Origin of the sequence: Thauera sp. AutoDN2, assembly GCF_051280715.1 — a bacterium.
Taxonomy (GTDB): domain Bacteria; phylum Pseudomonadota; class Gammaproteobacteria; order Burkholderiales; family Rhodocyclaceae; genus Thauera.
The window spans coordinates 24,594-41,009 of sequence record NZ_JBNCAR010000014.1 but is presented as its reverse complement, the minus strand read 5'-3'; the positions used below and the strand labels follow the sequence as shown (position 1 = coordinate 41,009).

The 16,416-nt window shown below is 66.2% G+C and carries 12 protein-coding genes; 8 read left to right on the top strand and 4 right to left on the bottom strand.

The genetic code is table 11. From position 1 onward, the window contains the following. Positions 1-5: 5 nt before the first annotated feature. A complete protein-coding gene (locus tag ACPT9U_RS09795; RefSeq protein WP_418362899.1) occupies positions 6-1,643 on the bottom strand; it encodes an electron transfer flavoprotein-ubiquinone oxidoreductase in 1,638 nt (545 codons plus the stop codon). A 172-nt stretch (positions 1,644-1,815) separates the two neighbouring features. Between ACPT9U_RS09795 and ACPT9U_RS09790 the strand changes: the two genes are divergently transcribed. The 8 genes from ACPT9U_RS09790 to ftsB all read left to right on the top strand — a co-directional run bounded on the left by ACPT9U_RS09790 (position 1,816) and on the right by ftsB (position 14,410). Next, positions 1,816-2,235: an acyl-CoA thioesterase gene (locus ACPT9U_RS09790; RefSeq protein ID WP_418362898.1), complete on the top strand. Its 420-nt coding sequence runs from the start codon at positions 1,816-1,818 to the stop codon at positions 2,233-2,235. Positions 2,236-2,326: 91 nt separating this feature from the next. Further along, positions 2,327-4,318 carry an acetoacetate--CoA ligase gene (locus tag ACPT9U_RS09785; RefSeq protein ID WP_435750767.1) on the top strand — a complete coding sequence of 664 codons (1,992 nt, stop codon included), beginning with the start codon at positions 2,327-2,329 and terminating at the stop codon, positions 4,316-4,318. A 12-nt stretch (positions 4,319-4,330) separates the two neighbouring features. Continuing rightward, the gene (locus ACPT9U_RS09780) at positions 4,331-4,873 is read left to right on the top strand and encodes a hydrolase (RefSeq protein ID WP_418362896.1); all 543 of its coding nucleotides are present in this window, start codon (positions 4,331-4,333) and stop codon (positions 4,871-4,873) included. Between the two features lie 229 nt (positions 4,874-5,102). Further along, entirely contained in the window at positions 5,103-9,971 is a 4,869-nt protein-coding gene (locus tag ACPT9U_RS09775) for an NAD-glutamate dehydrogenase (protein WP_435750766.1), read from the top strand. Between the two features lie 169 nt (positions 9,972-10,140). Further along, a complete protein-coding gene (locus tag ACPT9U_RS09770) occupies positions 10,141-11,793 on the top strand; it encodes a CTP synthase (RefSeq protein WP_435750765.1) in 1,653 nt (550 codons plus the stop codon). Then, complete coding sequence (gene kdsA / locus ACPT9U_RS09765; RefSeq protein WP_435750763.1) at positions 11,790-12,629, top strand: 3-deoxy-8-phosphooctulonate synthase; 840 nt, start codon at positions 11,790-11,792, stop codon at positions 12,627-12,629. The genes ACPT9U_RS09770 and kdsA overlap by 4 nt, the downstream gene beginning before the upstream one ends. A 43-nt stretch (positions 12,630-12,672) precedes the next feature. Next, positions 12,673-13,956: a phosphopyruvate hydratase gene (eno, locus tag ACPT9U_RS09760; RefSeq protein ID WP_435750762.1), complete on the top strand. Its 1,284-nt coding sequence runs from the start codon at positions 12,673-12,675 to the stop codon at positions 13,954-13,956. 181 nt (positions 13,957-14,137) lie between these two features. Next, positions 14,138-14,410: a cell division protein FtsB gene (gene ftsB / locus ACPT9U_RS09755; RefSeq protein ID WP_418362892.1), complete on the top strand. Its 273-nt coding sequence runs from the start codon at positions 14,138-14,140 to the stop codon at positions 14,408-14,410. A 32-nt stretch (positions 14,411-14,442) separates the two neighbouring features. Here ftsB and ACPT9U_RS09750 read toward each other — a convergent pair whose 3' ends face one another. The 3 genes from ACPT9U_RS09750 to ACPT9U_RS09740 form a co-directional block, all read right to left on the bottom strand. After that, a complete protein-coding gene (locus ACPT9U_RS09750; protein ID WP_418362891.1) occupies positions 14,443-14,931 on the bottom strand; it encodes a C40 family peptidase in 489 nt (162 codons plus the stop codon). Between the two features lie 151 nt (positions 14,932-15,082). After that, positions 15,083-15,778: an SIMPL domain-containing protein gene (locus ACPT9U_RS09745; RefSeq protein WP_435750761.1), complete on the bottom strand. Its 696-nt coding sequence runs from the start codon at positions 15,776-15,778 to the stop codon at positions 15,083-15,085. Continuing rightward, the gene (locus ACPT9U_RS09740; RefSeq protein ID WP_435750760.1) at positions 15,778-16,329 is read right to left on the bottom strand and encodes a gamma carbonic anhydrase family protein; all 552 of its coding nucleotides are present in this window, start codon (positions 16,327-16,329) and stop codon (positions 15,778-15,780) included. Before ACPT9U_RS09740 ends, ACPT9U_RS09745 begins: the two co-directional genes overlap by 1 nt. Between the last annotated feature and the right edge of the window lie 87 nt (positions 16,330-16,416).

Genomic DNA, 16,416 nt, shown 5'->3' with positions numbered 1-16,416 from the left:
ACAGATTACATGCCCTGGTAGATCGGCCCTTCGCCGCCCTGCGGCACGACCCAGTTGATGTTCTGGGTCGGATCCTTGATGTCGCAGGTCTTACAGTGGATGCAGTTCTGCGCGTTGATCTGCAGACGGGGCTTGCCTTCTTCCTCGACGATCTCGTACACGCCGGCCGGACAGTAGCGCTGTTCCGGGGCGTCGTACCGGGCGAGGTTGATCGAGATGGCTACCGAGGGGTCCTTCAGCTGCAGATGGCAGGGCTGCTCTTCCTCGTGGTTCGTGTTCGACAGGAACACGGACGAGAGCCGGTCGAAGGTGAGTACCCCGTCGGGTTTGGGGTAGTTTATCTTCGGGCACTCGGACGCCGGCTTCAGTTTCTCGTGATCGGCGCTGTTGTGCAGGGTCCAGGGGGCTTTGCCGCGGAAGAGCATCTGGTCCATGCCGAACAGGAAGGAGCCCATGATCAGGCCCTTCTTCATCAGCGGCTTGAAGTTGCGCGATTTGTGCAGCTCTGCATAGAGCCACGAATCGCGGAAGGCGGCCGGGTAGCCCGTCAGCGCGTCGCGCTGGCGTTCGGCGGCCAGCGCCTCGAAGGCTGCTTCGGCGGCGAGCATGCCGGACTTGATCGCTGCATGCACACCCTTGATGCGCGCGGCGTTCAGGAAACCCGCGTCGTCACCAATCAGCGCACCGCCCGGGAACACCAGGCGCGGCAGGCTCTGGATGTTGCCGGTGGCGATGGCACGTGCACCGTAGGACAGGCGCTTGCCGCCCTCGATGTGCTTGCGCACCGCGGCGTGGGTCTTCCAGCGCTGCATCTCTTCGAAGGGGGACAGGTGCGGGTTTTCATAGTTGAGGCCGACCACGAAGCCGAGCGCGACGAGGTTGTCCTCGAGGTGGTAGATGAAGCCGCCACCGTAGGTGCGGTTGTCCATCGGCCAGCCGGCAGTGTGCACGACCAGGCCGGGGCGATGCATCTCCGGGCTGACTTCCCACAACTCCTTGACGCCGATGCCGTAGGTCTGCGGATCGACGCCGTCGCGCAGGTTGAACTTCGCTTCGAGCTGCTTGCCGAGGTGGCCACGACAGCCTTCGGCAAACAGCGTGTACTTGGCGTGCAGTTCCATGCCGGGCTGGTGCTGCGGGCCGGGTGTGCCGTCGCGGTTCAGACCCATGTCACCGGTGGCGATGCCTTTGACCGCACCGTGCTCGTCGTAGAGGATCTCGGCCGCGGCGAAGCCCGGATAGACCTCGATACCGGCAGCTTCGGCCTGCTCGCCCAGCCATTTGACGAGGTTGCCCAGGCGGATGATGTAGTTGCCGTGGTTGTCGAAACAGTCCGGCGTGAGCGCAGGCGGGTTGCGGAACGAGCCCTTTTCGGTGAGAAAGATGACCTGATCTTCGGTCACGGCGGTCGTCAGCGGAGCCCCCTTTTCCTTCCAGTCGGGGATCAGCTCGTTGAGCGAACGCGGGTCGATCACCGCGCCGGAGAGGATGTGGGCACCGATTTCCGCGCCTTTCTCGATCAGGCACACCGCAAGGTCCTGCCCTTTTGCCTCGGCCTGTTGCTTCAAACGGATCGCCGCGGCGAGGCCTGCAGGGCCGCCGCCGACGATCAGTACATCGAATTCCATCGATTCGCGTTCCATCCTGTCCTCCTGTCCCATCATTTCGGCGTGTGCGCGAGCTGTCGCTGGCGCCAGTTTAAACCCGTGCGCGCTCGCGCATGCGCCGACGATCATCCGGCACGCAGGCGCCTTGCGCAAACATACGGGGCCGTATGTTACATTAGCGCGCTCAACATACAAGAGGAGATGCAACATGAAGGAGCACGGCAAGCTCATCTACACTGCGCGCATCCCCGTGCGCTGGGGAGACATGGACGCCTACGGGCACGTCAACAATACGGTGTACTTCCGCTTCCTCGAGCAGGCCCGCTGCGAGTGGCTGGAAAAGGTCGGTGTCCGCGTGCGTCCGGACGAGGCCGTAGGGCCGGTGATCATCAACGCGAGCTGCACGTTCCTGATTCCGGTGAATTATCCTTCAACGGTCGTTGTGAAGATGTACGTCGGTGAGCCGGGGCGGTCGAGCGTGATGACCTGGTATGAACTTTTCGTCGAAGGCGACGAGCGATTGTACGCAGAGGGCGCGGCCAAGACGGTGTGGATGGACATGCGCACCGGCAAGTCGGCGCCGATTCCCGATTTCATCCGTGCGCTGTTCGAGGACGCGCCCGCCTGAAGCAGGCCGTACCTGCACGTGACATAGCGACTGGCTGTACAGAAAAAGACGAGGCCACCGAAGTGGCATGCATTCAGTGAGAGGAGACACGATGAATCAGCTTGCAGAACAGAAGCCGCTCTGGACGCCGTCGGCCGAGCGTGTGGCGGACGCCAACGTCACCGCCTTCCGTCTTGCCGCGGAGAAGCGGTGGGGCGTCACGCTGCCCGACTATGCGGCGCTCTACGACTGGTCGGTGGCGCAGCCCGAGCAGTTCTGGGTGAGCGTCTGGGAAGGGGATGGGACTGGCGCCGGCGTAATCGGCGCGCGCGGTCAGCGCGTGCTGGTCGATGGTCACCGCATGCCCGGCGCGCAGTGGTTTCCCGATGCACGCTTCAACTTTGCCCGCAACCTGCTGCGTTCGCGCGATGCGCACGATGCCATCGTGTTCTGGGGCGAGGACCGGGTGAAGAACCGCATGAGCCACGGCGAGCTTTATCGCGCCGTTGCGCACTTCGCCGCCGCCCTGAGGGAACAGGGCGTGGTCGCCGGTGACCGCGTCGCCGCCTACATGCCCAACCTGCCCGAGACCGCCATCGCCATGCTGGCCGCGGCGAGTATCGGCGCCATCTTCACCTCGGCCTCGCCCGACTTCGGTGTGCAGGGCGTGCTCGACCGCTTCGGCCAAACCGAGCCCAAGGTTTTGATCGCCTGCGACGGCTATTACTACGGCGGCAAGACGGTCGACGTGCTCGGCAAGCTCGGCGACATCGTCGGTCAGTTGCCGTCCGTGCAGCGCGTCGTGGTCGTGCCTTACGTTCATCATGACCACGACCTGTCGCATGTGCCGCATGCGCGCATGTACGCGGATTTCATCGCCCCCTTCCACTTCGTGGACGACATCGAGTTCGCCGAGCTGCCCTTCGACCACCCGCTGTACATCATGTACTCCTCGGGCACCACCGGCGTCCCGAAGTGCATCGTGCACTGCGCCGGCGGCGCGCTGCTGCAGCACCTGAAGGAACACACGCTGCACGGCGACGTGAAGCCGGGCGACCGCGTGTTCTACTTCACCACCTGCGGCTGGATGATGTGGAACTGGCTGGTCTCCGCGCTCGCCGCAGAGGCTACGCTGCTGCTCTATGACGGCTCGCCCTTCGCCGGCGACAACCAGATCCTCTTCGACTATGCCGACGCCGAGCAGATGACGCACTTCGGCACCTCGGCCAAGTACCTCGATGCGGCCGCGAAGTTCGGACTCAAGCCGCGTGAGACCCACAAGCTCGACAGCGTGCGCGCCATGATGAGCACCGGCAGTCCGCTCGTGCCGGAAGGCTTCGACTACGTCTACCGCGACATCAAGGCCGACCTGCAGCTCTCGTCCATCTCGGGCGGCACCGACATCATCTCCTGCTTCGTGCTCGGCAGCCCGGTGCTGCCGGTGTGGCGCGGCGAGATCCAGTGCCGCGGCCTGGGCATGGCGGTGGACGTGTGGGACGACGAGGGTCGCCCGGTGCGCGGCGAGAAGGGGGAGCTGGTGTGCAGCAAGCCCTTCCCGGTGATGCCGATTGGCTTCTGGAACGACGCCGACGGCGCCAAGTACCACGCTGCCTACTTCGATCGCTTCGACAACGTGTGGTGCCACGGGGATTTCTGCGAGATCACCGCGCATGGCGGGCTGATCATCTACGGAAGGTCGGACGCCACGCTCAACCCGGGCGGGGTGCGCATCGGCACCGCCGAGATCTACCGCCAGGTTGAGAAGCTGCACGAGGTTGTCGAGTCGCTGGTGATCGGCCAGGACTGGCCGCCGCAGAATCCGAACGATGTACGCGTGGTGCTGTTCGTGAAGCTGCGCGAAGGGCTGACGCTCGACGACGATCTGGTCAGACGGATCAAGCAGACCATTCGCGACAACACCACGCCGCGCCACGTGCCGGCCAAGGTGCTTCAGGTGGCAGACATCCCGCGCACCAAGAGCGGCAAGATCGTCGAACTGGCGGTGCGGAACGTAGTGCATGGCCGCCCGGTCAAGAATCAGGAGGCCCTGGCCAACCCCGAGGCGCTGGCGCATTTCCGCGAACGCGCCGAGCTGGCCGACTGAGGAGGAAGGACCATGCTGATGAATCCCGATAGATCCGTGTTGCTGATCGTGGACGTGCAGGCGCGGCTCGCACCCTATATTCATCAGGGCGAGCAGGTGGCGGAGAACTGCGCCTGGCTCGCCCAGGTGGCCGAGCGGATCGGTGTGCCGGTGGTGGTGACCGAGCATTTCCCCGAGAAGATCGGTGGCACCGTGGATTCGGTGCGCGCGGTGACCGCCAACGCGCAATACGTCGGCAAGCAGTTCTTTTCCGCCCAGGCCGATGGCTGCTTTGCGGGCACGGCGGTGGAGCAGCGCAAACAGGTGATCGTGTGTGGTACCGAGGCGCATGTGTGCGTGCAGCAGACCGCACTTGACCTGCGCCAGGCCGGCAAGGATGTCTTCATCGTCGCCGAAGCCTCGGGTTCGCGCGACCCGGCCAACCGCGACCTCGCCTTCGAGCGCATGCGTGGGCACGGTATCGAGATCGTGTCGCGCGAGATGGTCGCTTTCGAGTGGCTCCAGCGCGGCGGAACGGATCTGTTCCGTGAAGTGAACCGCGACTTCATCCGCTGAATGCGGTGGCCCGAAGGGCCGCAAGACGGCGCGCCGACCTGAAGGAGGGGGCGCGCTTTTTTTTCGTGCCTGTGGCGGCGGGTACGGGAAAACGTGCCTATGACCGGCAGATCCTTTGACCTAACCTGACCGATCTGTTCCACGGCGCTGCGATCCGGGTTCTCGCCACGCAATCCGCAGGAGCCCGCATCGTCGCACCGTGCCCCAACACGCACGTGCGGAGGTCGAGATGGAAAAGCGGGAGACAGGCAGGCTTACGGCACAGATCGATGCGGTGATCGAGCAGATTGCCGCACGGCTGCCGGCGGACCAGGCAGCGGTGGTGAGCGACTTTGCCGCCCGCTACTTCGCCCAGATGGATCCGGACGAACTCGAAGCTCTGCCCGTCACCGACCTCTACGGCGCGGTGTTGAGCCAGTGGCATTTCATCGCTCGCCGCAAGGAAGCAAGCTGCGTGCGCGTGTTCAACCCACGCGTGGATGAGAGCGGATGGGAGTGTCCGCACACCGTCATCGAGATCGTCGGCGAGGACATGCCTTTTCTGGTCGACTCGATCACCATGGAGGTGGCGCGCCAGGGACTGACCCTGCATCTGATCATCCATCCGGTCATCAAGGTGCAGCGTGATGCGCAGGGCCGCTTTGTCCGCTTCGGCGGCGACGGCGCAGACGCTGCGGGTGCAGGCGCCGAGGGGGCGGGAGGCAAGGGGGCGGGAGGCAAGGGCGCCGGCTTCGAATCCATCATGCACCTGGAGGTCGACCGTCGTACCGACCCCGCAGATCTGGCCGCGCTGCAGGCGGGCATCGAGCACGTGCTGGCCGATGTGCGTGTTGCGGTGAGCGACTGGCCCGCGATGCGCACCCGGCTGCAGGAGATCACCGCCGGGCTCGATACGCTGCCGGCTGTGCTGGAGTCGGCCGATGCCACGGAGGTGAAGGCCTTCCTGCAATGGCTGGCCCAGGACAATTTCGTGCTGCTCGGCTGCCGTGACTACACGCTGGCGAGTACGGAGGAGGGGAACGAACTGCGCATCGTCCCCAACTCGGGGCTGGGTTTGCTGCGCGGCGAGGGTGAGGATGGCCAGTCACGCTCCTTCGCGGCCTTGCCGCCGCAGTTGCGTGCGCAGGCCCATCTGCCGCGACTGCTCACGATCACCAAGTCGAATTCCCGCTCGACGGTACATCGGCCGGGCTACCTGGACTTCATCGGCATCAAGACCTTCGACGGCGAGGGCAGGGTGGCCGGTGAGCGCCGGGTCATCGGCCTGTTGGCATCCACCGCCTACAGCACCAGCCCGCGCCAGATCCCGCTGCTGCGCCGCAAGGTCGACGCGGTGTTCGAGCGCGCAGGCCTGCTGCCCGGAGGTCATGCCGCCAAGGCGCTGCAGACCTTGCTCGAGCGCTATCCGCGCGACGAGCTGTTCCAGATCGATCCGGAAGAACTGCACGCCCACGCGATGGGTATCCTCCGCCTCGGCGAGCGGCTGCGCACCCGGCTCTTCGTGCGCATCGACCCGTTTGCGCGCTTCGTGTCCTGCCTCGTCTATGTGCCGCGCGAACACTACAACACCGACCAGCGCAAGCGCATGCAGGCGGTGCTGATGGATGCGTTCAACGGGACCTCGTCCGAGTTCGACGTGCAGTTCTCGGATTCCGCTCTGGCGCGCATCCTGATCACGGTACGTACGCGGGACTCGATCATTCCACCCTTCGATACCCGCGAACTGGAGCAGCGCCTGATCCGTGCCGCGCGGCGCTGGGAGGATGAGTTGCAGCAGGCGCTGGTCGAGCAGTGCGGCGAGGAGCGCGGCATGAAACTGCTGCGTCGCTACGGCAGCGGGTTCCCGGCCGGCTACCGTGAGGACTATTCGGCGCGCATGGCGGTGTTTGATATCGAACAGATGGAGGCGTTGCGCGACGATGACGCGCTGGCGCTCAACCTGCACGTGCCGCTGGAGGCGCAGCAAGGGCGCCTGAACCTGCGCCTGTATCACCTCGGCGCGCCGGTGGCGCTGTCGCACAGCCTGCCCATGCTCGAGAAGATGGGTGTGAAGGTGATCGACGAGCGCCCTGCCGAGATCGAGCGTCTGGATGGCAGCACGGTGTGGCTGCACGACTTCGGCCTGCAGTACGCGGGCGCCGAGAGCCTGGACATCCACGCCTTGCGGCCGCTGTTCCAGGACGCCTTCCTGCGCGCCTGGCGCGGCGAGGTGGAAAACGACGACTTCAACCGCCTCGTGCTGCTCGCCGGTCTTTCATGGCGCGAGGTCAGCGTGCTGCGCGCCTACGCGAAGTACATGCGGCAGGCGGCCTTCACCTTCAGTCTCGCCTACATGGAGCAGACGCTCGCGGCGTATCCGAAGCTCGCGCGCGCGCTGTTCGAGCTCTTCCGCACCCGCTTCGATCCGGCGCTGGGCGGCGACCGCGACGCGCAATGCGCGGCGCAGGTGGCGGCGATCGAGGCCGAACTCAACACCGTCGCCAATCTCGACGAGGACCGCATCCTGCGCCAGTTCCTCGCCATGATCCTCGCCACGCTGCGCACCAACTGGTTCCAGCGCGACAAGGACGGCGCAGCCAAGACCTACACCTCGTTCAAGTTCTCGCCGGCGAAGATTCCCAGCCTGCCGCAGCCCCTGCCGATGTTCGAGATCTTCGTATACTCGCCGCGCTTCGAGGGCGTGCATCTGCGCGGCGGCAAGGTGGCGCGTGGCGGCCTGCGCTGGTCCGACCGCATGGAGGATTTCCGCACCGAGATCCTTGGCCTGGTGAAGGCGCAGATCGTCAAGAATGCGGTGATCGTGCCGGTAGGCTCGAAGGGCGGCTTCGTGGTCAAGTGTCCGCCCGCCGAGGGCGGACGCGAGGCGCTGGTCGCCGAGGGCGTGGCCTGCTACCGCAATTTCCTGCGCGGTCTGCTCGACCTCACCGATAACCTGGTGCAGGGCGCCGTGGTGCCGCCGGCCGACGTGGTGCGCCACGATGAGGACGACCCCTACCTGGTGGTGGCGGCCGACAAGGGCACGGCGACCTTCTCGGACTATGCCAACGAGGTTTCGGCCGAATACGGCTTCTGGCTGGCCGACGCCTTTGCCTCCGGCGGCTCGGTGGGCTACGACCACAAGAAGATGGGCATCACCGCGCGCGGCGCCTGGGAGGCGGTCAAGCGCCACTTCCGCGAGATGGGCAAGGACATCCAGGAAGAGCCCTTCACCGCGGCCGGCGTGGGCGACATGTCGGGCGACGTGTTCGGCAACGGCATGCTGCTGTCGAAGCAGACGAGACTGATCGCGGCCTTCGACCATCGCCACATCTTCATCGACCCCGATCCCGACCCCGCGCGCTCTTGGGAAGAGCGCGCGCGCCTGTTCGCGCTGCCGCGCTCGAGCTGGGATGACTACGACAAGGCGCTGATCTCGCAGGGTGGCGGCGTGTGGCCGCGCAGCGCCAAGTCGATCAAGCTCTCGCCCGAGGTGCGGGCGGCGCTCGACATCCAGGCCGCGCAGCTCACGCCCACCGATCTCATCCGCGCCATCCTCACCGCGCCGGTGGAACTGCTCTACAACGGCGGCATCGGCACCTACATCAAGGCCGCCTCCGAGACCGACGCGGCAGTGGGCGACCGCGCCAACGACGCCGTGCGCGTCAATGGCGGCGAGCTGCGCTGCAAGGTGCTGGGCGAGGGCGGCAACCTCGGGGCCACCCAGCTCGGCCGGATCGAGTTCGCGCTGGGCGGCGGCCGCGTAAACACCGACGCGATTGATAACTCCGGTGGCGTGGATTGCTCGGATCACGAGGTCAACATCAAGATCCTGCTCGGTGCCGTGGTGGCCGAGGGCGAGCTCACCCTGAAGCAGCGCAACAAGCTGCTCGCAGACATGACCGATGAGGTCGCGACGCTGGTGCTGCGGGACAACTACGCGCAGACGCAGATCCTCTCGGTGACATGGGCGCGGGGCGTGGCGTTGCTCGACGAGCAGGCGGACTTCATGCGCCGCCTCGCCCATGCCGGGCGGCTCAACCGCAAGCTCGAGTTCCTGCCGATGGATGAGGAGCTTGCGCAGCGCAAGGCCGCGCGCGCCGGTCTCACCCATCCTGAGCTGGCCGTGCTGCTCGCCTACAGCAAGATCGAGCTCTACGACGAGGTACTGGCGTCCGACGTGCCGGAGGATCCCTACATCCGCACCGCGCTGGAGCGCTACTTCCCGGGACCCCTGCGCGAGCGCTTCGCCGTCCAGATCCAGGCGCATCCGCTGCGGCGCGAAATCATCTCCACGCACGTCATCAATAGCATGATCAACCGTGTCGGGCCGACTTTCGTGCATCGGCTGAAGACCGAGATGGGTGTGCCTGCCGCCGATATCGTGCGCGCCTACATGGCGACGCGCGAGGTCTTCGGGCTGGTGGGGGTGTGGCAGGATACCGAGGCGCTGGACAACCGCATCGACAATGCGGTGCAGCTGGAACTGATCTTGGCCTCCGGCCGGCTGGTGCAGCGCGGTACCTTGTGGTTCCTGCGCAACCGGCGCTGGCTGGCCGATCTGCAGGCGACGCTGGCCCACTTTTCGCCGGGCGTCGCAGCGCTGGCCGGTCGGCTGCACGACGATGTCGGCCCTGCTTACCGGGAAGAGCTCGATGCTGCAGTGGCACGCTGGGTGGAGCAGGGCGTGGCCGAGGCGCTGGCGCGGCGCGTGGCGGCATTGGACGAGCTGTACTCGGCGCTCGACCTGGTCGAGATTGCCGCCGAGACCGGACAGGATGAGGCGGCGGTGGCACGGGTGTATTTTGCGCTCGGTGGCGAGCTGGAGTTGCACTGGCTGGGGCGGCAGATCTCGGCGCTGCCGGCGGAGACGCGCTGGCAGAATCTCGCCCGGGGCGCCTTGCGTACCGACCTGTCGATGCTCGCGCGCACGCTCGCTGCGGAGGCCATCCGCCTGGCGCCGGAGGGCGGCGACACGGCGGCCCGGCTCGCGGCATGGCGCGCTCGTGCTGCCGCGGCCCTGGACCGATACCAGCACCTGCTCGGAGAGATCCGTGGTGCGCAGAACATCGACCTGGCGATGCTGTCGGTGCTGCTGCGCGAGCTGCGCGGTATGACCTGAGAGGCATGGCCTGAGCAGCGAGGCCCCCGACCGGAGGCTGGATCATGCGATTCCCGTGGGGCGGCGCGGGGTCCGGCCTGGGCGCCGAACAGGGGCGGAGCGAGCGCCGGACTGCTGACGCATGTCCGGCGCTTCGGTTATCATCGCGCTTTCCCGCAGCACATCTCCCATGACCAAATACGTCTTCGTTACCGGCGGTGTCGTGTCCTCCCTGGGCAAAGGCATCGCGGCAGCCTCTTTGGGGGCGATCCTCGAGTCCCGCGGCATCAAGGTCACGCACCTCAAGCTGGACCCGTACATCAACGTCGATCCGGGCACCATGAGCCCGTTCCAGCACGGCGAAGTCTTCGTGACCGAAGACGGTGCGGAAACCGACCTCGACCTCGGCCATTACGAGCGCTTCACCAGCGCCAAGATGAGCAAGCGCAACAACTTCACCACCGGCCAGATCTACGAGTCGGTGCTGAAGAAGGAGCGTCGCGGCGAGTACCTCGGCAAGACCGTGCAGGTCATCCCGCACATCACCGACGAGATCAAGGCCTACGTCAAGCGCGGCGCCGAGGGCGCCGACGTGGCGATCGTCGAGGTCGGCGGCACCGTGGGCGACATCGAGTCGCTGCCCTTCCTGGAGGCCATCCGCCAGATGGGCTTCGAGGAAGGCCGCCACGGCACCTGCTTCATCCACCTCACGCTGCTGCCCTACATCCCGACCGCGGGCGAGCTCAAGACCAAGCCGACCCAGCACTCGGTCAAGGAACTGCGCGAGATCGGCATCCAGCCCGACATCCTGCTGTGCCGTGCCGACCGCTCGATCCCGGCCGACGAGCGGCGCAAGATCGCGCTGTTCTGCAACGTGATGCCCGAGGCGGTCATCGAGTGCCTGGACGCCGACTCGATCTACAAGATCCCCGGCATGCTGCACGACCAGATGCTCGACCAGATCGTCTGCCACAAGCTCGACATCCTCGCCCGCGCGGCCGACCTGTCGGTGTGGGAGAAGCTGATCCACGCGCTCGAGAACCCGAAGCAGACGGTCAATATCGGCTTCGTCGGCAAGTACGTGGACCTCACCGAGTCGTACAAGTCGCTGATCGAGGCGCTCAACCACGCCGGCATGCACACCGAGTCGAAGGTCAAGATCCACTACATCGACTCCGAGGACATCGAGCGCGAGGGCTGCGCGGTGCTGCAGGCGATGGACGCGATCTTGGTGCCCGGCGGCTTCGGCAAGCGCGGCACCGAGGGCAAGATTGCCGCCATCCGCCATGCGCGCGAGAACAAGGTGCCCTATCTCGGCATCTGCCTCGGCATGCAGCTCGCGGTGGTGGAGTTCGCCCGCGACGTTGCCGGCATGGAAGGCGCGCATTCGACCGAGTTCGAGCGCGACACGAAGTTTCCGGTGATCGGCCTCATCACCGAGTGGAAGGACCGCACGGGCAAGATCGAGAAGCGCACCGAAGAGTCCGACCTCGGCGGCACCATGCGCCTCGGCGGCCAGCTCTGCCAGCTGAAGGAAGGCACGCTGGCGCGCGCGATCTACGGCGCGCCCGAGATCATGGAGCGCCACCGCCACCGCTACGAGGTCAACAACACCCTGCTCGCCAGGCTGGAGGAGAAGGGGCTCGTCGTTGCGGGTCGCGCGCCGGTCACCGACCTGTGCGAGATGGTCGAGCTGCCCGCCGACGTGCATCCGTGGTTCGTCGGCTGCCAGTTCCACCCCGAATTCACCTCCAACCCGCGCAAGGGTCACCCGCTGTTCACCGCCTACGTGAAGGCGGCGATCGCACGCAAGCAGGCCGCGGCCTCAAGGAGCGAAGCATGAACCTCTGCGGATTCGAAGTCGGCCTCGACAGGCCGATCTTCCTGATCTCCGGCCCCTGCGTGGCCGAGTCCGAGCAGATGTGCCTGGACATCGCCGGCCAGATGAAGGAGATCTGCGCCGAGCTGGGCATCCCCTACATCTTCAAGGCCTCCTACGACAAGGCCAACCGCAGCTCGGGCAAGAGCTTCCGCGGCCACGGCATGGACGCCGGGCTGAAGATGCTCGAGGCGGTGAAGAAGCAGCTCGGCCTGCCGGTGCTGACCGATGTGCACACGATCGAGGAGATCCCGCTCGTCGCCTCGGTGGTCGATGTGCTGCAGACACCCGCCTTCCTGTGCCGCCAGACCGACTTCATCCACGCGGTGGCGGCCAGCGGCAAGCCGGTGAACATCAAGAAGGGTCAGTTCCTCGCCCCCGGCGACATGAAGAACGTCGCCGACAAGGCGCGCGAGGCCAACGGCGGCGCCGACACCATCATGGTGTGCGAGCGCGGCGCCTCCTTCGGCTACAACAACCTCGTCTCCGACATGCGTTCGCTGGCGATCATGCGCGACACCGGCTGCCCGGTGGTGTTCGACGCCACCCACTCGGTGCAGCTGCCGGGCGGGCAGGGCACGGCCTCTGGCGGCCAGCGCGAGTTCGTGCCGGTGCTGGCGCGCGCGGCGGTTGCGGTGGGCGTGGCGGGTCTGTTCATGGAGACCCACCCGGACCCGGCCAAGGCGCTGTCCGACGGACCCAACGCCTGGCCGCTGCCGAAGATGAAGGCGCTGCTGACCACCCTCAAGGACATCGACGCGCTGGTAAAGCGCCAGGGCTTCCTCGAGACCACGCTCTGAGCTTCGAATTCCCCCAATCCCAGTAACTGCAACAGGACTACACATGAGTGCAATCGTTGATGTGATCGCCCGCGAGATTCTCGACTCACGCGGCAACCCCACCGTCGAAGCCGACGTGCTGCTGGAATCCGGCGTGATGGGCCGCGCCGCGGTGCCGTCGGGCGCCTCCACCGGCTCGCGCGAGGCGATCGAGCTGCGTGACGGCGACAAGTCGCGTTTCCTCGGCAAGGGCGTGCTGCGCGCGGTCGAGAACGTGAACACCGAGATCGCCGAGGCGATCATCGGCCTCGACGCCGAGGAGCAGGCCTTCATCGACCGCACCCTGATCGAGCTCGACGGCACAGAGAACAAGTCGCGCCTGGGCGCCAACGCCATGCTGGCGGTGTCGATGGCGGTGGCCAAGGCCGCCGCTGAGGAGGCCGGCCTGCCGCTGTACCGCTACTTCGGCGGCTCGAGCCCGATGGTGATGCCGGTGCCGATGATGAACGTCATCAACGGCGGCGAGCACGCCAACAACAGTCTCGACATCCAGGAATGCATGATCATGCCGGTGAGCATGGGCAGCTTCCGCGAGGCGCTGCGCTGCGGTGCCGAGATCTTCCACCACCTCAAGAAGATCGTGGACGGCAAGGGCTACCCCACCACCGTTGGCGACGAGGGCGGCTTTGCCCCCAACGTGTCGGGCACCGAGGAAGCGCTCAACCTGATCCAGGAAGCCATCGTCGCCGCCGGCTACGTGCCCGGCCAGGACGTGCTGCTGGCGCTCGACTGCGCTGCATCCGAGTTCTACAAGGACGGCAAGTACGAGCTCAAGGGCGAGGGCCTGTCGCTCACCGCGGAGGGCTTCACCGACTACCTCGAGACCCTGTGCGACAAGTTCCCGATCGTGTCGATCGAGGACGCCATGGCCGAGGGCGACTGGGACGGCTGGAAGATCCTCACCGAGCGCCTGGGCAAGCGTGTGCAGTTGGTGGGCGACGACCTCTTCGTCACCAACACCCGCATCCTTGCGCAGGGCATCGAGCAGGGCGTGGCCAACTCGATCCTCATCAAGATCAACCAGATCGGCACGCTCACCGAGACCTTCGCCGCCGTCGAGATGGCCAAGCTCGCTGGCTACACCGCGGTGATCTCGCACCGCTCGGGCGAGACCGACGATTCGACCATCGCCGACATCGCCGTGGGCTTGCGCGCGATGCAAATCAAGACCGGTTCGCTGAGCCGCTCGGACCGCATCTCCAAGTACAACCAGCTGCTGCGTATCGAGGAAGACCTCGGCGATACCGCGGCCTACCCGGGCAAGCGCGCGTTCTACAACCTGCGCTGACCGTCGTCCTGCGGCGAGGCCGGCGCTCTTGCCAGCGACCTCGCCGAATCGGTGCTGACCGGGCTTTCGTGGGCAAGCCCGTTATAACCGGAACGCAGGCCCGCCCCGCCACGGGGGGTGGGCCTGTCCGCGAACACGGTGGCCGGCCCTGCGGCAATCCAATCTCGAGTTTTCCTGCTTGATGCGCTGGCCCATCCTGATCCTGCTCGCACTCGTCGTGCTGCTGCAGTACCCGCTCTGGCTGGGGAAGGGCGGATGGCTGCGCGTGTGGGATGTCGATCGCCAGTTGCAGGCGCAGCGAGATGAGAATCTGCGCCTCGAGCAGCGCAACGCAAGCCTCGCGGCCGAGGTGAATGACCTCAAGTCGGGTAATGAGGCAATCGAGGAGCGCGCCCGTTTCGAACTCGGGCTGACCAAGCCGGGCGAGATCTACGTGCAGGTGCCGCAGCGCTGAGTGTTCTCTGGGCGGCGCCGGGCTTGTAGCCTTCAGTTGGCAAGCAGGGTGCGGGCGCCGTCGATGCGCTGTGCGAAGTAGCGGTTGTCCAGGCGCTCGACGCGAACCTTTCCACGGCTCGACGGCGCATGCACGAACCGGCCATCACCGATGTAGATCCCCATGTGTGAATGTCGGCGCTTGAGCGTGTTGAAGAACACGAGATCGCCGGGCGCGAGCGCCTCGACCGGGATGGGCCGGGTCCGTTCTGCGATCTGAGCCGCGTTGTGGGGCAGGCGCTGGCCGCTGATATTCTCCACGACGTACGCGACCATTCCGCTGCAGTCGAGCCCGGCCTCGGGGTTGCGGCCGCCGAAGCGATAGCCGGTGTCGAGGAGACCGAGGGCGAACAGCACCATCTCCTGGGCATGCTGCTCGTCGGGGAAGGCAAAATAGCTGCTGCGCGCGGGCGCCGGCGTCTGTGGCGCAGCGGTGCTGTGGCGGGGTGCCTCGGGGACAGTGCTGCAGGCGGCCAGCAGCATGACTGCGCTGAGGCAGGCGAACCGTCGCAGGCTTGCCTGCCGGGGTTGAATTGCCTTGCGCGCGGAGTTTTTCGATCTCATGTGCGCAAAGATAAAGCAGGCCTTGGAGACGGTCCAGCGGCGGGCTTCACGCCACGGGTTCTTCAGGCTGTCAGTCCGTCAACTCGATGCGCCCGCTCACATGCACCGATACCTGGCTCTCGCCGCCTTCAAGCGGTGCGGGTGCGGCATCGGCGGCGGCCATGGTCGCCATGCGCATGCGGGGCATCGGGGGGGGCGAGAAACCGCTGTCGCCGACGCTGAGGTGGACGATGCGGTGCTTCCGACCCAGGGTGCCGGCGATCAGTCCGGCGCGGGCCTCGAAAGCCTGTAGCGCGTCGACGGTGGCCGCGTCGAGCGCCTTGCGCCGCGTGGCGGGGGCAGGCTCCATGCCGACATGGGCGAGCGCCAGGCCGGCCTGCAGTCGTCCGACCAGCGCGGATATCGCCGCCAGGTCCATGCTTTCGAGGCGGATCTCCGAGCGCATGCGCCACGACGTGATGCGGCCACGGTCGTCCTTGTCGTAGACCGGCCAGGTGGAGACGCTGCCGGTCTGCGCCTTGACCGTTTTCTCCGCGTGCACGGTTTCCAGCGCCCCGGCGATGGCGCGGTTCACCTCGTCGGCAAGCGCCGCGGCGTCGGCACCGGAGCGCTCGACATACAGCACAGCGGTGGCGAGGTCGTTGGCAGCCGCGGTGCTGGCCTGCGCGGATAACTCGACCGTGAGCGGCGCGCCGGCCTCGGCGGCGGCAGGCACAGCCACGGCGATGTTGAATGCCGCGACCAGGGCGAGCAGGGCGGGTTTCATCAAGCGGCCCCTTCGATGACGCTGGCGGGTTCGAGTGCGCACAGATCCTTCTCGTACAGACGCGCGTTCTCGATGTAATGTTGCGCGTTCCACTTCAGGTGCTCGATCTCATCCTCCGTCAGGGTGCGGATGACGCGGCCCGGAGACCCGACCACGAGCGAGCGGTCGGGAATGACCTTGCCCTCGGGGATCAGGGCATTCGCGCCGATGATGCATTGGCTGCCGATGACGGCACGGTTCAGGATCACCGCGTTGATGCCGATCAGGCTGCCATCGCCGATCGTGCAGCCATGCAGCATGGCCATGTGGCCGATGGTGACGCCGCTGCCGATGTGAAGCGGAACGCCCTTGTCGTTGTGCAGCACCGTGCCGTCCTGGATGTTGGTGTCGTCACCGATGGTGATCGGGTCGTTGTCGCCGCGCATCACCACGTTGTACCAGATGCTCACGTTGCGCCCGGCGTGCACTGCACCCACCACGGTTGCGTTGTGGGCGATCCAGCTGCCTTGACCGAAGCTGGGGCGGCGATCGCCCAGGGCATAGATGCTCATGTGTTGTTCTCGCTATGTCTGTCTCGTGCCACAGCGTACTGCGGCATGTCGGGGCGCGCATCATAACAACTGCGCTCTGGCGTGCAA

Coding starts and splice junctions, on each gene's coding strand:
- ACPT9U_RS09795 (WP_418362899.1), bottom strand. CDS start 1,643: ATGGAACGCGAATCGATGGAATTCGATGTACTGATCGTCGGCGGCGGC.
- ACPT9U_RS09790 (WP_418362898.1), top strand. CDS start 1,816: ATGAAGGAGCACGGCAAGCTCATCTACACTGCGCGCATCCCCGTGCGC.
- ACPT9U_RS09785 (WP_435750767.1), top strand. CDS start 2,327: ATGAATCAGCTTGCAGAACAGAAGCCGCTCTGGACGCCGTCGGCCGAG.
- ACPT9U_RS09780 (WP_418362896.1), top strand. CDS start 4,331: ATGCTGATGAATCCCGATAGATCCGTGTTGCTGATCGTGGACGTGCAG.
- ACPT9U_RS09775 (WP_435750766.1), top strand. CDS start 5,103: ATGGAAAAGCGGGAGACAGGCAGGCTTACGGCACAGATCGATGCGGTG.
- ACPT9U_RS09770 (WP_435750765.1), top strand. CDS start 10,141: ATGACCAAATACGTCTTCGTTACCGGCGGTGTCGTGTCCTCCCTGGGC.
- kdsA (WP_435750763.1), top strand. CDS start 11,790: ATGAACCTCTGCGGATTCGAAGTCGGCCTCGACAGGCCGATCTTCCTG.
- eno (WP_435750762.1), top strand. CDS start 12,673: ATGAGTGCAATCGTTGATGTGATCGCCCGCGAGATTCTCGACTCACGC.
- ftsB (WP_418362892.1), top strand. CDS start 14,138: ATGCGCTGGCCCATCCTGATCCTGCTCGCACTCGTCGTGCTGCTGCAG.
- ACPT9U_RS09750 (WP_418362891.1), bottom strand. CDS start 14,931: ATGCTGCTGGCCGCCTGCAGCACTGTCCCCGAGGCACCCCGCCACAGC.
- ACPT9U_RS09745 (WP_435750761.1), bottom strand. CDS start 15,778: ATGAAACCCGCCCTGCTCGCCCTGGTCGCGGCATTCAACATCGCCGTG.
- ACPT9U_RS09740 (WP_435750760.1), bottom strand. CDS start 16,329: ATGAGCATCTATGCCCTGGGCGATCGCCGCCCCAGCTTCGGTCAAGGC.